The sequence below is a fragment of the Stenotrophomonas sp. VV52 genome, from assembly GCF_002893095.1.
Lineage (GTDB): Bacteria > Pseudomonadota > Gammaproteobacteria > Xanthomonadales > Xanthomonadaceae > Stenotrophomonas > Stenotrophomonas aracearum.
In genome coordinates this window covers 513,982-535,788 of the sequence record NZ_PKQQ01000003.1, presented here as the reverse complement: position 1 = coordinate 535,788, position 21,807 = coordinate 513,982, and the positions used below count along the sequence as shown (strand labels likewise).

At 68.4% G+C, this 21,807-nt stretch carries 19 protein-coding genes; 6 read left to right on the top strand and 13 right to left on the bottom strand.

Features of this window, described 5'->3' with window-relative positions:
- The first annotated feature begins 142 nt into the window (after positions 1–142).
- The 3 genes from rnr to rlmB all read left to right on the top strand — a co-directional run bounded on the left by rnr (position 143) and on the right by rlmB (position 3,976).
- Positions 143–2,614: a ribonuclease R gene (gene rnr, locus C2U58_RS11105; RefSeq protein WP_102945887.1), complete on the top strand. Its 2,472-nt coding sequence runs from the start codon at positions 143–145 to the stop codon at positions 2,612–2,614.
- An 80-nt stretch (positions 2,615–2,694) separates the two neighbouring features.
- Positions 2,695–3,168, top strand: a complete 474-nt coding sequence (locus C2U58_RS11100) for a GFA family protein (protein ID WP_102945886.1) — start codon at positions 2,695–2,697, stop codon at positions 3,166–3,168.
- A gap of 64 nt (positions 3,169–3,232) precedes the next feature.
- Positions 3,233–3,976, top strand: coding sequence for a 23S rRNA (guanosine(2251)-2'-O)-methyltransferase RlmB (gene rlmB, locus C2U58_RS11095; RefSeq protein ID WP_070208083.1), 744 nt, complete (start codon positions 3,233–3,235; stop codon positions 3,974–3,976).
- Positions 3,977–4,055: 79 nt separating this feature from the next.
- Here the strand turns inward: rlmB and C2U58_RS11090 are convergent, their stop codons facing one another.
- From C2U58_RS11090 to C2U58_RS11080, 3 genes are all read right to left on the bottom strand, one after another.
- Positions 4,056–5,420, bottom strand: a complete 1,365-nt coding sequence (locus C2U58_RS11090; RefSeq protein WP_343125472.1) for a TolC family protein — start codon at positions 5,418–5,420, stop codon at positions 4,056–4,058.
- 68 nt (positions 5,421–5,488) lie between these two features.
- A complete protein-coding gene (locus tag C2U58_RS11085; protein ID WP_102945885.1) occupies positions 5,489–7,459 on the bottom strand; it encodes a MacB family efflux pump subunit in 1,971 nt (656 codons plus the stop codon).
- Positions 7,456–8,694: an efflux RND transporter periplasmic adaptor subunit gene (locus C2U58_RS11080; protein WP_253256705.1), complete on the bottom strand. Its 1,239-nt coding sequence runs from the start codon at positions 8,692–8,694 to the stop codon at positions 7,456–7,458. Before C2U58_RS11080 ends, C2U58_RS11085 begins: the two co-directional genes overlap by 4 nt.
- A gap of 200 nt (positions 8,695–8,894) precedes the next feature.
- On the opposite strand from C2U58_RS11080, the gene C2U58_RS11075 reads away from it, so the two are divergent.
- The 3 genes from C2U58_RS11075 to C2U58_RS11065 all read left to right on the top strand — a co-directional run bounded on the left by C2U58_RS11075 (position 8,895) and on the right by C2U58_RS11065 (position 14,170).
- Entirely contained in the window at positions 8,895–9,620 is a 726-nt protein-coding gene (locus C2U58_RS11075) for a response regulator transcription factor (protein WP_070208081.1), read from the top strand.
- Positions 9,617–11,023, top strand: a complete 1,407-nt coding sequence (locus C2U58_RS11070) for an ATP-binding protein (protein ID WP_102945883.1) — start codon at positions 9,617–9,619, stop codon at positions 11,021–11,023. The genes C2U58_RS11075 and C2U58_RS11070 overlap by 4 nt, the downstream gene beginning before the upstream one ends.
- Before the next feature lie 120 nt (positions 11,024–11,143).
- Positions 11,144–14,170 carry a ligand-binding sensor domain-containing diguanylate cyclase gene (locus tag C2U58_RS11065; RefSeq protein WP_102945882.1) on the top strand — a complete coding sequence of 1,009 codons (3,027 nt, stop codon included), beginning with the start codon at positions 11,144–11,146 and terminating at the stop codon, positions 14,168–14,170.
- A 105-nt stretch (positions 14,171–14,275) separates the two neighbouring features.
- Here C2U58_RS11065 and rnt read toward each other — a convergent pair whose 3' ends face one another.
- The 10 genes from rnt to pstC form a co-directional block, all read right to left on the bottom strand.
- Entirely contained in the window at positions 14,276–14,863 is a 588-nt protein-coding gene (gene rnt, locus C2U58_RS11060) for a ribonuclease T (RefSeq protein ID WP_102945916.1), read from the bottom strand.
- Positions 14,864–14,947: 84 nt separating this feature from the next.
- Entirely contained in the window at positions 14,948–15,463 is a 516-nt protein-coding gene (locus C2U58_RS11055; protein ID WP_102945881.1) for a DoxX family protein, read from the bottom strand.
- A 77-nt stretch (positions 15,464–15,540) separates the two neighbouring features.
- Entirely contained in the window at positions 15,541–16,293 is a 753-nt protein-coding gene (locus C2U58_RS11050) for a putative DNA-binding domain-containing protein (RefSeq protein ID WP_102945880.1), read from the bottom strand.
- Complete coding sequence (locus C2U58_RS11045; RefSeq protein WP_102945915.1) at positions 16,290–17,102, bottom strand: DUF692 domain-containing protein; 813 nt, start codon at positions 17,100–17,102, stop codon at positions 16,290–16,292. The genes C2U58_RS11050 and C2U58_RS11045 overlap by 4 nt, the downstream gene beginning before the upstream one ends.
- 58 nt (positions 17,103–17,160) lie before the next feature.
- A complete protein-coding gene (locus C2U58_RS11040; RefSeq protein WP_102945879.1) occupies positions 17,161–17,505 on the bottom strand; it encodes a hypothetical protein in 345 nt (114 codons plus the stop codon).
- An 80-nt stretch (positions 17,506–17,585) separates the two neighbouring features.
- The gene (locus C2U58_RS11035) at positions 17,586–18,095 is read right to left on the bottom strand and encodes a sigma-70 family RNA polymerase sigma factor (RefSeq protein WP_102945878.1); all 510 of its coding nucleotides are present in this window, start codon (positions 18,093–18,095) and stop codon (positions 17,586–17,588) included.
- A 181-nt stretch (positions 18,096–18,276) separates the two neighbouring features.
- The gene (phoU, locus tag C2U58_RS11030) at positions 18,277–18,981 is read right to left on the bottom strand and encodes a phosphate signaling complex protein PhoU (RefSeq protein ID WP_102945877.1); all 705 of its coding nucleotides are present in this window, start codon (positions 18,979–18,981) and stop codon (positions 18,277–18,279) included.
- Positions 18,982–19,040: 59 nt separating this feature from the next.
- Positions 19,041–19,871, bottom strand: a complete 831-nt coding sequence (pstB, locus tag C2U58_RS11025; protein ID WP_070208073.1) for a phosphate ABC transporter ATP-binding protein PstB — start codon at positions 19,869–19,871, stop codon at positions 19,041–19,043.
- Positions 19,872–19,890: 19 nt separating this feature from the next.
- Complete coding sequence (pstA, locus tag C2U58_RS11020) at positions 19,891–20,766, bottom strand: phosphate ABC transporter permease PstA (protein ID WP_102945876.1); 876 nt, start codon at positions 20,764–20,766, stop codon at positions 19,891–19,893.
- Positions 20,766–21,734, bottom strand: coding sequence for a phosphate ABC transporter permease subunit PstC (gene pstC / locus C2U58_RS11015; protein ID WP_102945875.1), 969 nt, complete (start codon positions 21,732–21,734; stop codon positions 20,766–20,768). The genes pstA and pstC overlap by 1 nt, the downstream gene beginning before the upstream one ends.
- Positions 21,735–21,807 lie beyond the last annotated feature (73 nt).

Sequence of the window (21,807 nt, the reverse complement as noted above, 5' to 3'; positions counted from 1 at the left end):
TCCGCCACCTGGGCGACTCAGGGGGCGAATTGTGGGCATGTCCGCGAAGGTTGTCAACGCTTTTGTTAAATTTCTTCACATTCCTGCATGGGGGTCGCCAATGACCCATTCTGCACACCGCCACGCGGTACCATGGAGGTCGATGAAAACAAAGAAACCGACCCGGGGCGCGAAAGCCCCCAAGTCTCCGGCGCCCAAGCAGGCCGCCGGTCCGTCGGGCAAGCCCCGCGCTGGCGCTGCCAAGTCTGGCAAGAAGCTGCCGCCCTGGATGCCCGAGTCCATGAACACCCCCGCGCCGCCCCGTGGCGGCAAGCGCAGCGGCCCCCGGCCGGACCACGGCGCACCGGTCCCGACCCGTCGCAATCCGCACCCGATGCCTGCCGGCAGCCCGGTGGACGACCCGTATGCCGCCCGCGAAGCTGAACGGTATGCCCAGCCCATCGCCAGCCGCGAAGCCATCCTGCAGCTGCTCGACCGCTGCGACGGCCCGCAGACCCATGAAGAGGTCGCCGTCCAGCTGGGCCTGACCGAACCCGACCGGGCCGACGCCCTCGGCAAGCGCCTGGGCGCCATGGTCCGCGACGGCCAGCTGGTGCAGAACCGCCGCGGCGGCTTCGCCCCCGTGCAGGCCACCAACCTGATCACCGGCGTGGTGATCGCCAACCCCGAGGGGTTCGGCTTCCTGCGCCCGGTGGAAGGCGGCGACGACCTGTTCCTGGCCCCGTATGAAATGCGCAAGGTCATGCACGGCGACCGCGTGCTCGCCAACGTCACCGGCATCGACCGCCGCGGCCGCCGCGAAGGCAGCATCGCGCGCGTGCTGGAGCGCGGCATGACCCGCATGATCGGTCGCTTCAGCGTCGAGTTCGGCATCAACTACGTGGTGCCCGACGACAAGCGCATCCAGCGCAACGTGCAGATTCCGCCCGACCAGACCGGCGACGCCCGCGACGGGCAGCTCGTGGTGTGCGAAATCACCCAGGCCCCGGACACCCGGCGCCCGCCGATCGGCCGCATCATCGCCGTGCTCGGCGACAAGCTCACCGCCTCGCTGATCGTCGAAACCGCGATCCACGGCCATGAGCTGCCGTTCGAGTTCCCGCAGGCCGTGCTCGACGAAGCCGCCGCCGTGCCGATGCAGGTCGAGCCGCAGATGATCGGCAACCGCGTGGACCTGCGCAGCACGCCGCTGGTCACCATCGACGGGGAAGACGCCAAGGACTTCGACGACGCCGTCTACTGCGAACCCAACGCCGAAGGCTTCCGCCTGGTGGTGGCCATCGCCGACGTCTCCAACTACGTTCGCCCTGGCACCCCGCTCGACGACGAAGCACAGAAGCGCGCCACCTCGGTGTACTTCCCCGGCTTCGTGGTGCCGATGCTGCCCGAGACCCTGTCCAACGGCATCTGCTCGCTGATGCCCAAGGTCGACCGCATGTGCTTCGTCTGCGACATGCAGGTCGGGCGCGACGGTGAAGTGGCGCATGCCCGCTTCTACGAAGCGGTGATGAATTCGCACGCGCGCCTCACCTACAACCAGGTCTGGCAGGCGGTGGGCGAGAACGACCCGGCCGCGCGCAAGCAGATCGAGGCCGTGCTGCCCCAGGTCGAACGCCTGCACCAGCTGTACAAAGTGCTGGCCAAGGCCCGCACCAAGCGCGGTGCGATCGAATTTGAATCGTCCGAAGTGCGCTTCGTGCTCGACAACACCGGTGAGGTCACCCAGGCCGGCATGATGGTGCGCAATGACGCGCACAAGCTGATCGAAGAGTGCATGATCGCCGCCAACGTGCAGGCTGCGCGCTACCTGCTCAGCAAGCACATGCCGGCCCCGTTCCGCGACCACGCCAAGCCGCCGGAAGCGAAGTACGACGACCTGCTGGAGTTCCTGAAGGAATTCAAGCTGAGCCTGCCGCCGTGGTCCAAGGTGCAGCCGGGCGACTACACCAAGCTGCTCAAGAAGGTGCGCGAGCGCCCCGACGCCGCCCTGCTGGAGTCGGTGCTGCTGCGCAGCCAGAGCCTGGCGGTGTATTCGCCGGACAACCAGGGCCACTTCGGCCTGGCGCTGGACGCTTACGCGCACTTCACCTCGCCGATCCGCCGCTATCCCGACCTGCTGGTGCACCGTGCGATCAAGCATGCGCTGAGCGGCAAGCCGCTGGACAAGTTCACCTACACCCAGCGCGAAATGGCCGCGCTGGCGCTGCAGTGCTCCGAACGCGAGCGCCGGGCCGACGAGGCCGAGCGTGAAGTGGACGAGCGTTACCGCGCCGCGTGGATGGAAAAGCACGTGGGCGGCGAGTTCGACGGCGTGATCAGCGGCGTGACCAGTTTCGGCCTGTTCGTCGAACTGGACGAGTCCAAGGTCAACGGCCTGGTCCATGTCACCCAGCTGCCGCACGACTATTACCAGTTCGACGCCACCCGCAAGACGCTGAGCGGTGAGCGCCGGGGCAAGAGCTACCGCCTGGGCGACCGCGTGCGGATCCTGGTGCTCAAGGCCAGCATGGAAGAGCGCAAGATCGACTTCCGCCTGGTCGAAGACAAGGAAGAGCAGGAGCCGACCCTGCCGCCCCGGGGCCAGCCCGCAAAGCGCCAGAAGCAGAAATACTGACCGGTATCGCCGGCCGTCGGCATGACGCCGTAGTGCCGGCCGCCGGCCGGCTCCCCGTAGACCCAGAACGGAGTCCCCACATGAACCCGGTTCCCGAATTCTCCGGTGGCTGCCAATGTGGGGCGATCCGCTTCCACGTCCGTGGCGCGCTGCCCGACCGTTCGATCTGCCATTGCCGGATGTGCCAGAAGGCCTTCGGCGCGTATTACGCACCGCTGGTCTCGGTGCGCGGCGCCGATTTTCAATGGACCCGGGGCGAACCGCGCCGGTTCCAGTCCTCCAACCATTTCCGCCGGGGCTTCTGCGCCGACTGCGGGACCCCGCTGACCTATGAGGGCGAGGACGGCATGGCCGTGGCGGCCGGGGCGTTCGACGACCCCAGCCGGCTGCCGCCGACCGTCCAGTACGGGACCGAGTCCAAGCTGCCGTTCGTGGACCAGCTGGGCGGCCTGCCGGTGATCCTGCTGGAGGACGACCCGGACGCCGAGCGCCTGCGCAGCCTGGTCTCCCACCAGCACCCCGACCGCGACACCGAGCGCTGGCCACCCCGGTGATCCCGGGCGCCCGGCCTCCCGATGCTCTACCATTACCACCCCCTGTACCGGTCCCGCCCCCGCAATGAGCAAGCAAAGCCAGTGGATCGTCGGCGTCAACGCCGTCGCCTCCTCGATCGAGAACGATGCCGATAACGTCCGCGAAGTGCTCATCGAGGCCAGCGCGAAGAACCCGCGGCTGACCGAAATCGAAGAGAACGCGCGCCGAAAGGGCATCGACGTGCGCAAGGTCAACACCCAGGCGCTGGACGGCGTGGGCGGCTCGGTGCGCCACCAGGGCGTGGCCGCGCGCTACCAGGCCGCGCGCACCTACGGTGAGAACGAGCTGGAAGGGCTGGTCACCGCCGCCGAGGGCAAGGCGCTGCTGCTGGTGCTCGACGAGGTCCAGGACCCGCACAACCTGGGCGCCTGCCTGCGCAGCGCGGCCGCCGCCGGAGCTACGGCGGTGATCATTCCGAAGGACAAGTCGGCCACGGTGAATGCCACCGTGCGCAAGACCTCGGCCGGCGCCGCCGACCGCATTCCGGTGGTGGCGGTGACCAACCTGTCGCGCTGCCTGAAGGACCTGCAGAAGCAGGGCGTGTGGATCTATGGGCTGGCCGGTGAGGCCACCACCTCGCTGTATTCGATCGACCTGAAGGGCAACGTTGCGCTGGTGCTGGGCGGGGAAGCTGATGGCATGCGCCGGTTGACGCGTGAGAACTGCGACGGGTTGGTGAAGATTCCGATGCCGGGGGATATCGAGAGCCTGAATGTCTCGGTCGCTGCGGGTGTAAGCCTGTTTGAAGCGGTGCGTCAGCGCAGCTGACGCGGCGCTTCAAACAGGCGGTAGCAGCCGACCGTTGGTCGGATGGCATTCGGGCGGTGCAACCGCCCGCGCGCGGGGGTCACCCCGCGCTTCCCCCCAACGCCTTGAACAACGTCACATCGTTCACCAGCAGCTTCTGCTTCACCGCAGCCAGCGACAACTCCGCGTCGCGACGCGTCTGCTGCGCTTCCAGCCAGGTGCGCAGATCCGTGGCGCCCACCCGGTAACGCACCTCGTACATCCGCTCGATTTCCACCGCTTCGTCATACGACGCCTGCGAGGCCGCCACCTGCGCAGCGAACTGGGTGCGCGCCGACAGCGCGTTGTCCACTTCCGAAAGCGCCGTGTACAACGTGCGCCGGAAGGTGTTCGCCGCGATCTGGTAATCGGTGCCGGCGATCTTCGTGTCCAGCTGCGCCTGTCGGATGTTCAGGAACGGCAGCGACAGCCCCGCGCCCAGTGACGCCACCGGGTTCTTCAACACGTCCGACAACGTGGTCCCTCCCGTGCCGACCCCACCGGTCAAACTCAGCGCCGGGTAATAGCTGGTCGCGGTCACCTTGATGTTCTTCAGGCTGTTGCGCAGCCGCAGCTCGGCCGCGCGCAGGTCCGGGCGACGGCCGAGCAGGTCGGCCGGCAATCCCTCGGCAATTTCCGGCGTGGCCGCGATGTCCAGCACCTGCGGTTCGTCGGCCTGCGGCCACGGCTGCCCGTCCAGCAGCACGGTCAGCGCATTGCGGCTGGCCACGCGCTGCTGCTCCAGCGCGCTCTGCGCGGCCCGCTGCGCCTCCAGCTGCTGGGTCGCCTGGCGCACTTCCAGTCGCGACACCGCGCCGGCGTCGAAGCGCGCCTGGACCAGCTCCTGCGTGCGCTGCAGCCGTTCCAGGTTGGCCTGGCCGGCGCTGATCGACTGGTTGAGATAGGCCAGCGTCCAGTACTGGGTGGCCACGTCGCTGATCACCAGCAGCGCGGTGTTCTGCAGGTCCTCTTCGCTGGCCTGCGCCTCCCACTGGGCGATGTCGCGCTGCGCGCGCAGGCGTCCCCACAGGTCGATCTCCCACTGCAGCGACACGCCTGCCGAACTGCTGCGATTCCAGTCCGCGTTCTGGTCGATGGCGCGGTTGCCATTGCTGCTGACGCTGCCCGAAGGCTGCGGCCACAATGCGTTCCCGGAAAGCCCGACCTGCAGGCGCGCACGCTGCACCGCCAAGCCCGCCGAGGCCAGGTCGGTGTTGGCCTGCAGCGCCCGGTCGATCACCCGGTCCAGGCGCGGGTCGCCGAAGCCGGTCCACCATGCATCATCGCGTACGTCGGCCTGCAACGTCGGCGCTGGGTTCGACACCGTGGCCGGTGCATTGAGCTGCGCATCGCCACGACCATAGACGGCCGGCACGCTGGGAGCGTCCACCTTGTACTGCCCGGTGCTGACGCAGGCCGACAGCATCACGGCAGTGGTGCAGGCCAGCGCCAGTGGGCGCAGGGCAGGAACGGACTTGAACAGGGATGCCATCTTCATTCGCGCGCCAGCGCCTCCACGGGATCGAGTTGGGCCGCATTGCGTGCCGGAAGGAAGCCGAACGCCACGCCGATCAGGCTGGAACACGCGAACGCGGCCACGATGGAAGCGGTGGAGAACAGCATCCTGAAATCAGGGGCGAAGGTGTCGAACACCCAGCCCACCACCAGTGACAGGCCTACGCCGAGCAGCCCGCCGAGCAGGCATACCAGCACCGCTTCGATCAGGAACTGCTGGCGGATGTCGCTCTGCCGCGCACCGACGGCCATGCGTACGCCGATCTCGCGGGTGCGCTCGGTCACCGACACCAGCATGATGTTCATCACGCCGATTCCGCCGACCAGCAGCGCGATCGCCGCGATCGCGCTGATCAGCAGGGTCATGGTGCGCGTGGTCTGCTCCATGGTGTCGCGGATCTCGGCGCTGTTGCTGAGGAAGAAATCCTCGGTGCCATGGCGCATGACCAGCAGCTTGGAGATCGCCGCCTGCGCCGCATCCATCGGGGTGTCATCGTCCACGCGCACGGTGATGCTGGAGACATGGCTCTGGCCGAGCATGCGTGACATCACGGTGGTGTAGGGCACCCAGATCGACAGGCTGGTGCTGCTGCCAAAGCCCATGCTCTGGCGCTGGGCCACGCCGATCACCCGCACCGGCACGTTGCCGAGCAGGATCACCTGGCCGACCGGGTCGGCGCCGTTGGGGAAGAACTGGGTGCGGGTGTTTTCATCGATCACTGCCACCTGGCCCAGCCCCTTCACCGCGTCGGCGTCGAAGAAGCTGCCCGCGCTCAGGGTCACACCCTTGACCCGGAAGAACTGCTCTCCGACGCCGCTGACCTGCGCGGTGGCCGACTGGTTGCGGTAGCGCGCGGTGACCGAGGAGGAGACGCTGGGGGTGACGCTGTCGATGTAGCTCTGCCGCGCCAGTGCGTCGGCGTCGCTGGCCTTGAGCGTCTGCACCCGCGCCGAGCGCATGTCGCCGAAGCCGCGCCCGGGGTAGACGTCGATGGTGTTGGTGCCCAGCGCGCTGATGTTCTGCAGGATCTGCTGCTGCGAGCCATTGCCCATCGCCACCACCGAGACCACCGAGGCGATGCCGATGATGATGCCGAGCATGGTCAGGAAGGTGCGCAGGCGATGCGCGTTCATCGCCAGCAGCGCTATGCGGAACGCTTCGGTGAAGCGGTCGCGCGCGGCGCGCCAGCTGTGGCCCTTGGCCGCGGCCACGGTCGGGGTGCGCTGGGCGCGGTAGGCCGGCGCCTTGTCGTTGCTGCGGTCGGCGATGATCTCGCCGTCGCGGATCTCGATGATGCGCTGGGCGTGTTCGGCCACCGACATGTCGTGGGTGACGATGATGATGGTGTGGCCCTCGGCATGCAGCTCGCCGAGGATGCCCATCACTTCCTCGCCGGATTTCGTGTCCAGCGCGCCGGTCGGTTCGTCGGCCAGGATCACCTCGCCACCGTTCATCAGCGCCCGCGCGATCGACACGCGCTGCTGCTGGCCACCGGACAGCTGGCCGGGCTTGTGCTGCATGCGGTCGCCCAGGCCCAGCCGCTGCAGCAGCTGCTCGGCGCGCGCGCTGCGTACCGGGCCGGGGCTGCCCGCGTAGACCGCCGGCACTTCCACGTTACCGCGCGCGTCGAGGTGGCCGAGCAGGTGGTAGCGCTGGAAAATGAAACCGAAATGTTCGCGGCGCAGTTCGGCCAGTTCGTCCGGCAGCATGCTGCCGGTTTCGCGGCCGGCCACCTGGTAGCTGCCGCGTGTCGGTCGGTCCAGGCAACCGAGGATGTTCATCAGGGTCGACTTGCCCGAGCCGGACTGGCCGACGATGGCCACCATCTCACCGGCGGCGATGTCCAGGTTGACGTCGCGCAGCACGGCGATGGTCTCATCGCCGGCGGGGAACTCGCGGCGCAGGTCGCGCAGCCGCAGCAGCGGCGTGCCGGTGGGGGCGTGTTTCATCGGCGTGGCCCGCCCATGCCCGGGCCGCCCATGCGCATCTGCGCCCCGCCACGGTTGCCGCTGCCAGCGGCCGGGGTGGCGCTGCCTTCGCCGACCACCACTTTTTCGCCTTCCTCCAGGCCCGAGGTCACTTCGGCGCTGGAACCGGTGTTGATGCCGATCTTCACCTTGCGCGGCTGCGGCATGCCGTCCTTGTCGGCCACGCGCACCACGTACTGGCCGTCGCGGGTCTTCGGGCCCAGTGCCACCGACGGGATGATCAGCACGTCCTTGGCCTGCTTGAGCAGCACCGAGACCTGCGCGGTCATGTCGATGCGCAGGGTACCGTCCGGATTCTCCACGTCGAACAGCGCGTTGTAGTACACCGCCGAACTGGCGCTGGAGCTGGACGAACTGGAACTGCTGGAGCTGTCGCTGGCGATCGAGGACGGGGCCGGATTGATCTGGCGCAGCGTGGCGTGGTACTTGCGCTCCGGGTCGCCCAGGGTGGTGAAGTACACCGGCATGCCGGCCTTGATCTTGACCACGTCGGCTTCGCTCACCTCGGCATTGACCGTCACCAGGTCCAGCCGCGCCAGCATCACGATGGTCGGTGCGGTCTGGTTGGCGTTGACGGTGCGACCTTCTTCAGCCACCACCGCCACCACGGTGCCGTCCATCGGCGCGGTGATGCGGGTGTAGGCCAGGTTGGCGTTGGCCGTGCCCAGCTCGGTCTGTCGGCCCTGGATCTGCGCATCGAAGGAGGTGACCTGGGCCTGTGCGGTTTTCAGCTGGGCTTCGGCGGTGTCGAACTCGGCACGCGAGGTGGCTTCCGCCGCCAGCATTTCCTTCTGCCGGGCGAACTCGAGTTCGGCCTGGCGCAGGGTGGCCTGCTGTACCGCCCGCTGCGCGGTGACCTGGTCCAGCGCGGCCTGCGCGTTGAGTACCGCGTTGCGCTGGGTGGTGGCGTCGATCTCGGCGATCAGGTCGCCCTGCTTGACGGTATCGCCCAGCTGCACCTTCAGCGACTTGATCTGGCCCGAGGCCTGCGCACCGACGCTGACCAGCTTGTAGGCATCGATCACGCCGGTGGCTTCGACCGTCTGCTCCAGGTCGCCGCGGGTGACCGGGCTGGTGGCCAGGGTCGGCGCGCCCGGCTTGCGCAGGGTCCATGCGACAATGCCGCAGACCAGCACGAGCAGTGCGATGACGAGCAGCACGCGGCCGCGGCGGGTAACAGGCAGTCGGGGCTTCACGATGATGATCAACTCAACAGGCCGGCATGCGGCGTTGTCAGCATTGTGAAGAGCGGGGCAGGGGGGCTCAACGCTCGCCGTGTAACGCCGGGTAACAGCGGCGCGATTGCATGTGTCGGCATGTATCGCGCGCCGTGCTTGAAACATGCGTACGCAAACCAGAGGATGCGGTTCAGCTCCCGACAGGGGATCATCGCCGCATGGAGACCACAACGATGCAACGCCTGCTGATCGTCGATGACGACAACGACATCCGCCAGCTGCTGGCCGAACAGCTCGGCCGCGCCGGCTACCAGGTCAGCACCGCCAGCGATGGCCAGGGCATGCGCCAGGTGCTGGAACGCGAACACGTGGACCTGATCGTGCTCGACCTCAACCTTCCGCGCGAAGACGGCCTGACCCTGTGCCGCGACCTGCGCGCGCGCTCGAGCACGCCGGTGATCATGCTCACTGCGCGCAGCGAGCCGATCGACCGCGTGCTGGGCCTTGAGATGGGCGCGGACGATTACCTGGGCAAGCCGTTCGAACCGCGCGAGCTGCTTGCGCGGATCCGCAACGTGCTGCGCCGGACCGAAGCGCTGCCGGCCAACCTGGAACCGCTGGCGATCCGCCGTGCGCGCTTCGCGCACTGGACCTTCGACCTGGAAAGCCGCCACCTGGTCGACCCGGACGGGCGCGTGGTGGTGCTGTCCGGCGCCGAGTTCCGCCTGCTGCGGGTGTTCGTGGGGCATGCCAACAAGGTGCTCTCGCGCGAGCAGCTGGTGTCGCTCAGCAGCGGCCGCAGCTACGAATCGCAGGACCGCGCGATCGACCTGCAGGTCAGTCGCCTGCGCAACAAACTGGCCGGTGACGGCGGCAGCGACGGGCTGATCAAGACCGTGCGCAACGAAGGCTACGTGCTGGCGGCGGCGGTCACGCTGGAATGATGCGCCTGCGCCGCTTCTTCGCCTCGATGGTCGGGCGCCTGTTCGTGATCCTGCTGCTGGGCATGAGCGTGGCCGCGATCGGCGCCACCATGCTGGCCGGGACCAAGCGCCAGCAGGAGTTCGAACGCCAGAACCTCACCCGCATTGCCGACCGCCTGCAGGGCTTCGTCAACATGCTCGACGGCAACCCAGAGCTGCGCGACCGGCTGCTGGAGGTGGGCGGGCCGGCGGTGCGCCGCCTGCCGCAGGGCGCGCGGCTGGGTCGCGAAGACACGGCGCTGATGGATCTGCTCCAGGACCGCACGGGTCCGGTGTCGCACGCCACCGTGCATTTCACCTCGTTCCGCTCCTGCCTGCCCAAGGCCCAGGAGCTGTGGCCGCCGCCGTCGCAGCTCCGTCGCAAGCCGCCGCATGAGCGTGATCCGGCCTTCATTCCGCCCAAGTGCCGGGCGGTGCAGCTGCCGCTCAGCGACGGTACCGAGCTGTCGCTGTCGCTGGAGTCGCCGGCCATCGCGCACAACGGCATCCTCGAGGTCGACCCGCTGTTCCTGACCCTGCTGGTGCTGGCCATCGCGGTGCTGGCGTACGTGGTCGCGCGCATGGCCAGTGCGCCGCTGCAGCAGCTGGCGTCGGCCGCGGCCGAGCTCGGCGACGACCTGCAGCGCGAACCGTTGCAGGTCATCGGTCCGCTGGAGGTCCGGCGCGCCGCCGAAGCCTTCAACGCCATGCAGAAGCGCCTGCAGCGCACCCTCGGTGAACGCACCCAGATGCTGGCCGCGATCACGCACGACCTGCAGACCCCGGTGACCCGGCTGCGCCTGCGCCTGGAGAACGTAAGCGACGAAGCACTGCGCGAGCGGCTGATCGGCGACCTCGGCGCGATGCAGGCGCTGATCCGGGAAGGCCTGGAGCTGGCGCGCAGCGCCGAAAGCGCCGAGCCCCGGGCTGCGCTGGACCTGGATTCGCTGCTGGAGAGCATCGTCGAGGATGCGCTGGAAGCCGGCGCAGAGGCGGAGTTCGCGCAGCGCAGTGGCGCGGTGCTGATGCTGCGCCCGCTGGCCATGCACCGGCTGTTCTCGAACCTGGTGGACAACGCGATCAGCTACGGCGGCATCGCCCAGGTGCGGGTCGAGAAGGGTGCCGAGGGGGTCCGGGTGCGCGTCCGCGACCGGGGCCCCGGCCTGGCCGAGGACGAGCTGGAGACCGTGTTCGACCCGTTCGTGCGGCTGGAAACCTCGCGTTCGCGGGCTACCGGCGGGGCCGGGCTGGGCCTGACCATCGCCCGCGCGCTGGCCGAGAAGGACGGCGCCACCCTGCACCTGCGCAACCACCCGCAGGGAGGTCTGGAGGCGATCGTGCACTGGCCGGCACCGCCGCGCCCGCCCGGCAGCCGCGCCGGCTGAGCGCGGCACGGGCAAAGCGGCGCGGATTTGCCTACTATGTGCATCCCCCGCCAGCTTTTGCCGCATGAGTGCGTCCAATCTGGCCGGCTTCCTTTCCAGCTCCCTGCCGGATCCTTGCGGATGAGGCAAGGGGGGCGCTGGACCCGGTGGCGGCCGGTACGAGCAGCATTGACCCTTCAGCGCCTGTGCCTGGCGCTGGCGTTGCTGTGCCTGTTCGCCGCGCTCCCGGGCACGCTGGCCGCGCAGGACGGTCCGCCGCCGCTGCGCGACTACGCCATCGACGTGTGGACCTCGCGCAACGGCCTGCCGCACAACTCGCTGCGTGACATCGCGCAGACCCCGGAAGGGCACCTGTGGTTCGCCACCTGGGAAGGCCTGGTGCGCTACAACGGGCTGGATTTCACCGTGTTCGACCGCAGCACCCGCCCGGGCCTGCGCGACAACGGCGTCGGCGCGCTGTTCGTCGACCGCGACGGCGGCCTGTGGATCAGCGACTCGCGCGGCAACGTGACCCGGCGCAGCGCCGACGGCCGCTGGCAGGTGTTCCCGCACCAGCCGCCGGCGCCGCAGGTGCTGATCCAGGCCATGCAGATGGACAGCCACGGCCGGCTCTGGCTGCTGTACGAAGGCAACGGCATCGGCAGCCTGACCCGCGAGGGGCGCTTCGAGTACCAACGTCCGCCGGCCGATGTGCCGATGGCGATGAGCTTCACCAAGCTGGTGGTCGACGCGCAGGACCGGGTCTGGGTCGGCACGCTCGATGGCCTGGTGGTGCGCGGCACCGACGGCGTGCTGCGCCGGGCGCCGGAAAGCTTCGGCCTGGGCCGTGGCCTGGTCTGGCCCTACCGCGCTCCGGACGGGGTGCTGTGGATCGTCGCCGGCGAACGCATCTACCGCATGCAGGACGGCGTGCCGCAGCTGCAGCACAGCCTGGGCACGGGCATGCATATCACCTCGATGCTGCAGGACCGCCACGGCGACCTGTGGCTGGGCACCGAGAACCAGGGCCTGCTGCGCCTGTCGCGGCACGGCCTGGAGCGCCTGCCTGCGGGACTGTCGCTGCCCGGCGGGCGCGTGGTCAGCCTGCGCGAGGACGCCGAAGGCAGCATCTGGGTGGGCGCCAATGGCGGCCTGTACCGCCTGCGCGAAACGCTGTTCAGCAGCTTCACCGAACGCGACGGACTCAGCGGCGATTACGTGCGCACCGTGCTGGAAGACCGCAGCCGCCAGTTGTGGGTGGGCAGCGCCAGCGGCCTGGACCGACGCGACAGCCAGGGCCGGTTCCAGCCGGTGCCGCTGCGCAACAGCGGGGGCAAGACGCCGTCAGTGCTGAGCCTGGCCCAGGACCAGGCGGACGGACTGTGGGTGGGCACCTTCGGCGACGGCATCCTGCACCTGGACAGCCAGGGCCGCATGCTGCGGCGTTACGGCGCCGAAGACGGCCTGCCGGGCGGCAACATCCGTGCGATGAGCGTGGCCCGCGACGGCGCGGTCTGGGCCGGTACCCAGAAGGGCGTGGCCCGGCTGGACGCCAACGGCGTGACCGTGCCGGACGTGCCGGGCATGCCGACCGGGCTGATCACCGCGCTGGCGCATGACGCGGAAGGCGACCTGTGGATCGGCACCATCGAAGGCATCCGCGTGCTCCGCGGCGACCGCGTGCAGGCCATTGACCTGGCACCGCTGGGCGGCGGGCGCAGCGTGTTCGGCTTCCAGCAGATCGGCGACGCGATGTGGATCAGCAGCGACCGCGGGCTGTACCGCTACCAGGACGGCAAACTGGCCCGGGTCGGGCTGGAGCAGGGCATGCCGGTGGACACCGTGTTCCAGCTGGTGCCCGACCGCATCGGCAACGTCTGGATCAGCAGCAACCGCGGCGTGCTGCGCACCGACATGGCGATGCTCAACGACGTCGCCGACGGACGCACGCGCCGGATCGAAGTCGAGCATTACAACGAAATCGACGGCATGGCCAACTCGCAGGCCAACGGCAGCTCCGGCCCGTCGGCGATCCTGCGCCAGGACGGCACCTTCTGGGTGGTCACCGCCGGTGGCCTGAGCACGGTCGATCCGCTGCGCCTGCAGCGCTTCCGTGAGCGGCTGGCACCGCCGGCGGCGATCGAAACGGTGCTGGTCGACGGCGTGCCGCTGCACTGGCAGGGCGCCAACCACAACACCCTGCCGGGCGGGCGACGGCTGAGCATCAGTTACGTGGGCCTGAGCTACCTGATGTCCGAGCGGATCCGCTACCGCACCCGCCTGGACGGGCTGGACACCGCCTGGATCGAACGCGGCCAGCAGCGCAGCGTGGAGTTCATCGGCCTGCCGCCGGGCGAGTACACCCTGCACGTGGGTGCCGCCCACCCCGGCGGTACCTGGGGCAGCAGCGAAGCGGTGTGGTCATTCACCGTCGAGCCGTTCCTGTGGCAGCGGCGCAGCGTGCAGTTCATTGGCGGCCTGCTGCTGCTGGCCGGGCTGGTGGCGCTGTACCGCTACCTGATCAACCGCTACAAGGCCAGCAACGTCCGCCTGGCGCGCCGCGTCGATGCTGCGACCCGCGACCTGCAGGCGCAGACCGCCAGCCTGCAGGCCTTGAACGAAGAGAAGACGCAGCTTGCCGCGCGCCTGGCAGTGCAGGCCGAGCAGTTCGAACGACAGGCCCGTGAAGACGCGCTGACCGGCCTGCCCAACCGCCGCGCGTTCGACGAAGCGCTGGCACGCGACTTCGCCCGTTCGCAGCGCAGCGGCCATCCGCTGTGCCTGGTGGTGCTGGACATCGACCACTTCAAGGAAGTGAACGACCAGCACAGCCACAGCGTGGGCGACGTGGTGCTGGCGGAAGTGGCGCGGGTGATCGCCTCGGCCTGTCGCGATTCGGACATGCCGGCGCGAACCGGTGGCGAGGAATTCACCCTGCTGCTCAACGACACCCGCCTGGCCGAAGCGGCGCAGGTGTGCGCGCGCCTGCGCGGGCTGTTCCATGACCATCCGGACTGGGCCGGGGTGCCCGGCCTGCAGGTGACCTTCAGCGCCGGCCTGGTCGAGCTGGATGCCGCCGACCGCACCCCGATGCTGCTCTACCAACGCGCTGATCGCGCGCTGTACCGCGCCAAGAGCGAAGGTAGAGACCGGACCGCGATCGGTTGATTACCGGGTAGCCCGGCACCGCGCGGACACGCATGGCGTGTCCCTACGCCGCATTGCCGCCGACCCGCGTAGCGACACGCCATGCGTGTCCCACGGAATCCCAGATCAGGGACGGGGCCAGGCGTTGGCAATGGTGCAGAACAGCTTCGCCGTCTGCTCGGTGTCATACACCGCGCTGTGCGCTTCGTTCGCATCCCAGCCCAACCCGGCGGCGACCGCCGCACGCGCCAGCACCGTCTGCCCATAGGCGATGCCCGCCATGGTCACGGTGTCGAACACGCTGAACGGATGGAACGGGTTGCGCTTGTGCCCGACCCTGTTCACCGCCGCGTTGACGAAGCCCAGGTCGAAATGCGCGTTGTGCCCGACCAGGATCGCGCGCTGGCAGCCATATTTCTTCATCGCCACGCGTACCGGCGCGAACACGTGGTCCAGCGCGTCCTTCTCGCTCTTGGCCAGGCGGAACGGGTGGTCGAGGATGATCCCGGTGATCTCCAGCGACTTCGGATCGATCTCCAGCCCTTCGGCCGGGATCACGTGCGCGCTGGCGGTCTGCCCCGGGTAGAGCAGGCCGTTGTCGTCCATTTCGATCGGCACTGCGGCGATCTCCAGCAACGCATTGCGGTTGCAGTCGAAGCCGCCGGTTTCCACGTCCACCACCACCGGCAGGAAGCCCCGGAAGCGGGTCGCCATCATGCGTTGGCCCAGCGAGGGCGCGTCTACGGCATCCACCGGGGCAGCGGCGGTGTGGGGGAGTTCGTCAGTCATCGACGCAGTTTAGCAGAGCGGTCTGACCGCCCCGTTGCGGCGTCTGGCCAGCCAGCCGTCCACGCTCAGCCGACCGGCCCCGCCCAGCAGCAGCGGCAGCAGCATGGCAATGAACAGCACCGGCAGCTTGAAGTTGCCGAAGCCCTGGTCGCTGATCGCATAACCCTGCACCAGCATGGCCAGCGAGTCCCATTCGGCCGGCCAGTGCACCGTTGCGGTGGCCACCACGGTCAACCCGATCAGCAGGGCGGCGGTGGTGCGGGTGGCCAACCCGAACAACAGGCAGGCGGCGCCCACCAGTTCCAGCCAGGTTGCGGCGTGCCAATTGACGGCCGAGGGCAGCCAGCGGAACGGCAGCGGGAAGTCGGCCTGCACGCTGTCGAACCAGTTCACCCCGTGCAGCTTCTCGCGCCCGGATTCGAAATACTCCCACGCCAGCAGCAGGCGCAGGCCGAGCGGTGCCAGCCAGGGGTCGAGCGCACCCAGGCGCGCGTGCAGTGCGGAAACGGGGGAGGGCATTGGCATTGGAAACTCCAGGCAGCAGGAAGAGTCCAACAAGAGGTCCGGCACGCGGCACTGGATGCGCGCGCCGGGCGCGGGGTTCAGCTGCCGGTCGGGCGCGCCGGACCGATCACCCCGGCGGCCTGCAGCTGCGCCAGCAGCGCACGCCCGGGCTGTTCGAGGGCGGCAACGTCCAGGCCGTTGGCCTCGGCCAGCTGGCGCAGGTGGTCGGCGCCGCTCCGCGCCCCGGCGTCGTCCAGTTGCGCCAGCAGGGCCCCGGCCAGCGGGCTGAGCTGAGAAAACACGATGCTGCTGTCGGCCACCCGCCGCGCGAGCAGGCAGGTGGGTTCGGGTGGTGGGGATGCGGGCTGGAATCCGGCGCCGATCCGCTGCACTGGCCACGCGTAGACCAGTGGCCACGCCAGCGCCGAACGGGCGAGGGCGTCCTGCCATGGATCGAACGCCGCGCCGTCGGCGGGCAGCGGCCGGGCCTCACTCGACTGCAGCGCCAGTTCCACCCACTCGTAGTGCGCCAGCTCGGCCAGGAACGGGCGGGGCAGCGACGGCTGCTGCTGCAGCCACTGCACGAACTCGCCGGCGACCTCTGTAAACAGCGGCGACACGCAGCGGTGCTCGATGAAGTAGCGCCGGCACAGCGCATCCCATTCGTCGGCGCCCAGGACCTGGAGCAGCACAGGGAAACTTCCGCCCAGCAGGCTTCGCAGGTTGTTGAACAGCAGATCGCGGTAGATCTGCAGCCGACGCGGTTCAAGTCCTTCGGGCGCGGGCTGGCCCCGTGGGTCGCGCAGGTGCAGGGTAAGGGCGGACTGCTGGTCGCGAAGAACCCCGCTCATGCGGCCGCTCCGTGTGCCGCATCCCCGCCGTGGAGGATGCGTCGCATCTGCTGCAGTTCCCCACGCAGTTCCGCGTAGGTCGGGAAGTTGAAGTCGCGTTCCAGCAGCGCCGGGCGCGGGCCGAAACGGGCGCGCGCCTTCGCCAGCAGCGCCCACACCGGGTCGATCACCGCGCTGCCGTGCGTATCGATCTTCAGGTCGTCGGCTTCATCGTAGTGCCCGGCCACGTGCAGGCACACCACGCGCGATGCCGGCAGCCCGTCGATGAATTCAACCGGATCGAAGCGATGGTTGATCGCATTGACGTACACATTGTTGACGTCCAGCAGCAGGTCGCAGTCGGCCTCCTCCAGCACCGCCAGGGTGAAGTCCAGTTCGCTCATCGCCGCGTGCGGGGTGAGGTAGGTCGAGACGTTCTCGACCGCGATGCGCCGGCCCAGCCGGTCCTGCACCTGCGCGATGCGCGCGGCGGTGTGGCGCACCGCTTCGTCGGTGAACGGCAGCGGCAGCAGGTCGTACAGGTGCCCGTCGTCGCTGCAGTAGCTCAGGTGCTCGCTGTACAGCCGCACCTTGTGCGTGTCCAGGAAGCGGCCGACCCGGTCGACGAAGTCCAGGTCCAGCGGCGCACTGCCGCCAAGCGACAGCGACAGGCCATGGCAGGTCAACGGGTAACGCGCGCTGAGCCCCCGCAGGCGCTCGCCGGGCATGCCGCCGAGTCCGATCCAGTTCTCCGGCGCGCATTCGAGGAAGTCGATATCGCCCGGCGGCGCCTGTTCCAGATCGTCGAGCAGGGCGCGGCGCAGGCCCAGTCCTACCGCCGCCGCAGGCAGCGGCGGCAGGACCCCGGGGCTCACGCCGACGCGCGGGTCAGTGCCCAGCACCGCACTTGCCTTCACCGCACTTGCCCTCGGCGGTCTTCTTTGCGGCTGGCGCAGGCTTGGCCTTGTCGGCCCCGCACTTGCCTTCGCCGCACTTGCCTTCAGCGGCCTTCTTGTCGGTGCCGTGCTGCTTGGCCTTCTCGGCGCCGCACTTGCCTTCACCGCATTTGCCTTCGGCCGCCTTCGCGTCGGCCTTGGGCGCGGCCTGCGCGGCCAGGGCGTAGCCCTGGGCCAGGTCGGTCATCGACAGCGCCGAGGCGGTGCCGGCCAGGCCGAGGCCGCCGGCGAGCGCGGCGCAGGCCAGCAGGGAGGCGTGTTTGGTGGACAGGGTCATGGAAAAATCTCCTTGTAGAGGCCCGGGGGCCAGGGTGGTGCCAATGAAGCATGCCGGATTTGCCGGCATGCGGGGGACGCTCAGGCCAGGTACTCGCGCGCCATGACGCGGGCGCGGTGCAGGCGGGCCTTGATGGTTTCGGGGGTGGTGGCCAGCCGCTCGGCCAGTTCGGCGATCGACAGGCCTTCCAGGTCGCGCAGCAGGATCACTTCGCGATAGTGCGCCGGCAGCGATTCCAGCGCGGCGGCGCAGTCGCGGCGCAGCGCCACGTCGTCGCACTGCGCGGGTGGCAGGATCTCCTCGCGCAGCTCTTCGTGCCGCCACTGGCACCGCGCGCGCTTGAGCCGGTTGCACTCGCGCTTGACGATGCGGAACGCCCACGAGGTGAAGCACTCCACCAGGCGCAGGTCGCAGAGCCGCCGCGACACGGTGATCAGGCTTTCCTGCACCGCGTCTTCGACATCGTTGATGACGCAGTGGTATTCGGCATAGCGACGCAGGTGCTGGCGCGAATGGCGCAGCACGCGGTCGAGCGCGGCGCGGTCGCCGGCATGGGCGGCGCTGAGTTCGAGCGGGCAGAGGGTCTGCATGCGGCAACGGGATCCTGGTGGGCTGGCACAGGATAAGAGCGCTGCGGGGGCAGGAAGGATGCGCGGGTGGATGGACGGGTACAGGCGCGATTCAGCGCTGGCGGTCCGTTTGCGACAAAAACAACAAGGCCGATACGCAGTATCGGCCCTCGCTTCGCCCGGACGCCTTGCGGCGACGGGCTTACAGCTTTTCGGTGCTGGTCTCGTCACGCTTCTCGCGCGGCGGCAGCGCCTGCTCGCCATGCACCAGGAACCACACGTTCTCGGCGATGTTGGTGGCGTGGTCGCCCACGCGCTCCAGGTTCTTGGCCATGAACAGCAGGTGGGTGCACGGGGTGATGTTGCGCGGATCTTCCATCATGTAGGTCAGCAGCTCGCGGAACAGCGCGGTGTACTGCGCGTCCAGGCGCGCGTCATCGTCGCGCAGGGCGAGTGCGCCGTCGGCGTCATTGTCGCGATAGGCCTCAATGGCGCGCCGGACCTGCTGCGCCGCAAGGCGGCCCAACGAACGCAGGCCCTGGATCTGCGGCAACGGCGGCATCTTGCTGAGCGCGATCGAGCGCTTGGCCACGTTGGCCGCATAGTCGCCGATGCGTTCGATGTCGGCCGGGATGCGCAGGCCGGCCAGGATTTCGCGCAGGTCGCGCGCCATCGGGCCACGCAGCGCCAGGCGCATGACATCGTGGCTGATCTGCTGTTCCAGGCTGTCGATCGCCTCGTCGTTGGCAATGATGCGTGCCGCGGCGTTGTCGTCGCGGCGTTCGATCACGTCCAGCGCCGCTTCCAGCTGTGCCACGGACATTTCGCCCATGCGCACGATCTCGGCCACCAGCCGCTGCTGTTCTTCGTCGTAGCTCTTGACGATGTGGTCGTTCGGAATGTTCATTGTGATTCCCGTGGTGCCGGGCGGTGCCCGGCTGGTTTATCTGGAAACGTGCGGAAGGATCAACCGAACCGGCCGGTGATGTAATCCTCGGTCTGCTGCTTGTTCGGCTGCGAGAAGATCACTTCGGTGCGGTCGTGTTCGATCAGGTCGCCCAGGTACATGAAGGCCGTGTAGTCGGAAACGCGCGCGGCCTGCTGCATGTTGTGGGTGACGATCACGATGGTGTAGTCGTGCTTGAGCTCTTCGACGAGCTGCTCGATGCGGCTGGTGGAGATCGGGTCCAGCGCCGAGGTCGGCTCGTCGAGCAGCAGCACGTCCGGGCGCAGGGCCACGGCGCGGGCGATGCACAGACGCTGCTGCTGGCCACCGGACAGGCCCAGCGCGCTCTGGTTGAGCTTGTCCTTCACTTCGTCCCACAGCGCGCCCTGGCGCAGCGCATGCTCGACGCGGTCGTTCATGTCCGCCTTGGACAGCTTTTCGTGGTGGCGGATGCCATAGGCCACGTTCTCGAAGATGGTCATCGGGAACGGCACCGGCTTCTGGAACACCATGCCGACCTTGCTGCGCAGGCGGTTCATCGGGTACTTCGGCGACAGGATGTTCTCGCCGTCCAGCAGCACTTCGCCCTTGGCTTCCAGCTTCGGATACAGCGCGTAGATGCGGTTGAAGATGCGCAGCAGGGTCGACTTGCCGCAGCCGGAAGGACCGATCAGCGCGGTGACGCGCTTTTCCGGAATCTCCAGGTTGATGTTCTTCAGCGCGTGGAACTTGTCGTAGTAGAAATCCAGTCCGCGTGCAGCCAGCTTGGTCGGCGCCGGGTTGCCAAGGTTTTCATGCGAGGCCGGCACCGCGATGCGCTGCATCGGCACGGCATTGGTGAGGTCGTTCATGGCGATATCCGCGGAAAGGTCAGTCATGGGAGATGCGGTTGCGCAGCAGGATGCCACGCGCGGAGAGGCTGACCAGCAGTACGAACAGGGTCAGCACCAGCGCGCCGGCCCAGGCCAGCGTCTGCCAGGATTCATAGGGGCTGCCGGCAAACTGGTTCATCACCACCGGCACGCTGGCCATCGGCTGGAACACGTTGCTGTTCCAGTACTGGTTGCCGAAGGCGGTGAACAGCAGCGGGGCGGTTTCGCCGGAAATGCGGGCCAGCGCCAGCAGGATGCCGGTGATGATGCCGGCGGCCGCACTGCGGTACAGCACCTGCACGGTCACCTTCCACTGCGGGATGCCCAGCGAGAGCGCCGCTTCGCGCATCTGCGAAGGCACCAAGCGCAGCATTTCGTCGGTGGTACGCACCACCACCGGCAGCACGATGAAGGCCAGCGACAGCGCACCGGCGAATGCCGAGAACTGCCCACCGGTCTGCATCACGTACAGGGTGTAGACGAACAGGCCGAGCACGATGGACGGTGCCGAGAGCAGGATGTCATTGACGAAACGCACCACCGTACCGGCCTTGCGGGCGTTGCCGTACTCGGCCAGCCAGGTGCCGGCCAGCACGCCGAGCGGGGTGCCGATGGCGATGGCGAGCGCACACATCACCGCGCTGCCGAAGAAGGCGTTGGCCAGGCCGCCTTCCTGCATGGGCGGCGGGGTCATCTTGGTGAACAGGTCCAGGTTGATCCCGGCCAGGCCCTTGGAGGCCAGGGTGAACAGGATCCAGCCCAGGAAGAACAGGCCGAACAGCGCGGTCAGGCACGACAGCAGCAGCGCGACGATGTTGACGATGCGGCGGCGCAGGTACAGCGGCTGCGCGTTGGAAGCGACGGCGGTGGACATCAGTTGCCCTCCTTGCGGGACAGGCGCATCAGCATCAGGCGGGCGATTGCCAGCACCACGAAGGTCACGATGAAGAGGACGAAGCCGAGCAGCAGCAGCGCCGAACGGTAGGTTTCGGTAGCCTCGCCGAAGTCATTGGCGATCAGCGCGGCGATGGTGGTACCCGGCTCCAGCAACGACGGCGACAGGCGCACGCTGTTGCCGATCACGAAGGCCACCGCCATGGTTTCACCCAGGGCGCGGCCGAGGCCGAGGAAGATGCCGCCGATCACCGCCGAGCGGGTGTAGGGCAGCACGATGTCCCAGCTCACTTCCCACTTGGTGGAGCCCAGCGCGTAGGCCGATTCCTTCAGGCGGGTCGGCACGGTCAGGAACACTTCGCGCATCACCGAGGAGATGAACGGAATGACCATGATCGCCAGCACGAAGCCGGCGGTCAGCACGCCGATGCCCAGCGGTGGCCCCTGGAACAGCGGGCCGATGATCGGCCATTCGCCCAGGGTTTCATTGAGGGTGGGCGTTACGTACTCGGTCATCACCGGCACCAGCACGAACAGGCCCCACATGCCGTAGATGATCGAGGGAATGCCGGCCAGCAGTTCGATGGCGGTACCGACCGGGCCACGCATCCAGCGCGGCGCCACTTCGGTGAGGAAGAAGGCGATGCCGAAGCTCACCGGCACCGCGATCACCATTGCGATCAGGGCGGTGACCAGGGTGCCGTAGATCGGAGCCAGTGCACCGAACTTGTTCTCCACCGGATTCCAGTCGGAGGAGTAGAAGAAGCTCAGGCCCTGCTCCTGCAGGGCATGGCGGCCGCCCCACAGCATCGAGAGCGCGGCGCAGGCCAGGGCGACCAGCACCAGTACCACGGTGGTGATCAGCACCCATCGAAACAGTTTGTCGTTGCGGGCGTCACGCAGGTCGCGCGTTGACGGTGCGGGTACAGGCTGGGCGATGGCATTCATTGGAAAGGCTTGGGCCCGAGTGTGTGAAGGGTTTTGCCGGGCAGGGCCCGGCACTACAACCGGAGGGGCCTGC

Excerpts from the sequence above, each read along its gene's own strand:
- rnr (WP_102945887.1), top strand. The coding sequence starts at position 143 with ATGAAAACAAAGAAACCGACCCGGGGCGCGAAAGCCCCCAAGTCTCCG.
- C2U58_RS11100 (WP_102945886.1), top strand. The coding sequence starts at position 2,695 with ATGAACCCGGTTCCCGAATTCTCCGGTGGCTGCCAATGTGGGGCGATC.
- rlmB (WP_070208083.1), top strand. The coding sequence starts at position 3,233 with ATGAGCAAGCAAAGCCAGTGGATCGTCGGCGTCAACGCCGTCGCCTCC.
- C2U58_RS11090 (WP_343125472.1), bottom strand. The coding sequence starts at position 5,420 with ATGCTGTCGGCCTGCGTCAGCACCGGGCAGTACAAGGTGGACGCTCCC.
- C2U58_RS11085 (WP_102945885.1), bottom strand. The coding sequence starts at position 7,459 with ATGAAACACGCCCCCACCGGCACGCCGCTGCTGCGGCTGCGCGACCTG.
- C2U58_RS11075 (WP_070208081.1), top strand. The coding sequence starts at position 8,895 with ATGGAGACCACAACGATGCAACGCCTGCTGATCGTCGATGACGACAAC.
- C2U58_RS11070 (WP_102945883.1), top strand. The coding sequence starts at position 9,617 with ATGATGCGCCTGCGCCGCTTCTTCGCCTCGATGGTCGGGCGCCTGTTC.
- C2U58_RS11065 (WP_102945882.1), top strand. The coding sequence starts at position 11,144 with ATGAGGCAAGGGGGGCGCTGGACCCGGTGGCGGCCGGTACGAGCAGCA.
- rnt (WP_102945916.1), bottom strand. The coding sequence starts at position 14,863 with ATGGCGACCCGCTTCCGGGGCTTCCTGCCGGTGGTGGTGGACGTGGAA.
- C2U58_RS11055 (WP_102945881.1), bottom strand. The coding sequence starts at position 15,463 with ATGCCAATGCCCTCCCCCGTTTCCGCACTGCACGCGCGCCTGGGTGCG.
- C2U58_RS11050 (WP_102945880.1), bottom strand. The coding sequence starts at position 16,293 with ATGAGCGGGGTTCTTCGCGACCAGCAGTCCGCCCTTACCCTGCACCTG.
- C2U58_RS11040 (WP_102945879.1), bottom strand. The coding sequence starts at position 17,505 with ATGACCCTGTCCACCAAACACGCCTCCCTGCTGGCCTGCGCCGCGCTC.
- C2U58_RS11035 (WP_102945878.1), bottom strand. The coding sequence starts at position 18,095 with ATGCAGACCCTCTGCCCGCTCGAACTCAGCGCCGCCCATGCCGGCGAC.
- phoU (WP_102945877.1), bottom strand. The coding sequence starts at position 18,981 with ATGAACATTCCGAACGACCACATCGTCAAGAGCTACGACGAAGAACAG.
- pstB (WP_070208073.1), bottom strand. The coding sequence starts at position 19,871 with ATGAACGACCTCACCAATGCCGTGCCGATGCAGCGCATCGCGGTGCCG.
- pstA (WP_102945876.1), bottom strand. The coding sequence starts at position 20,766 with ATGTCCACCGCCGTCGCTTCCAACGCGCAGCCGCTGTACCTGCGCCGC.
- pstC (WP_102945875.1), bottom strand. The coding sequence starts at position 21,734 with ATGAATGCCATCGCCCAGCCTGTACCCGCACCGTCAACGCGCGACCTG.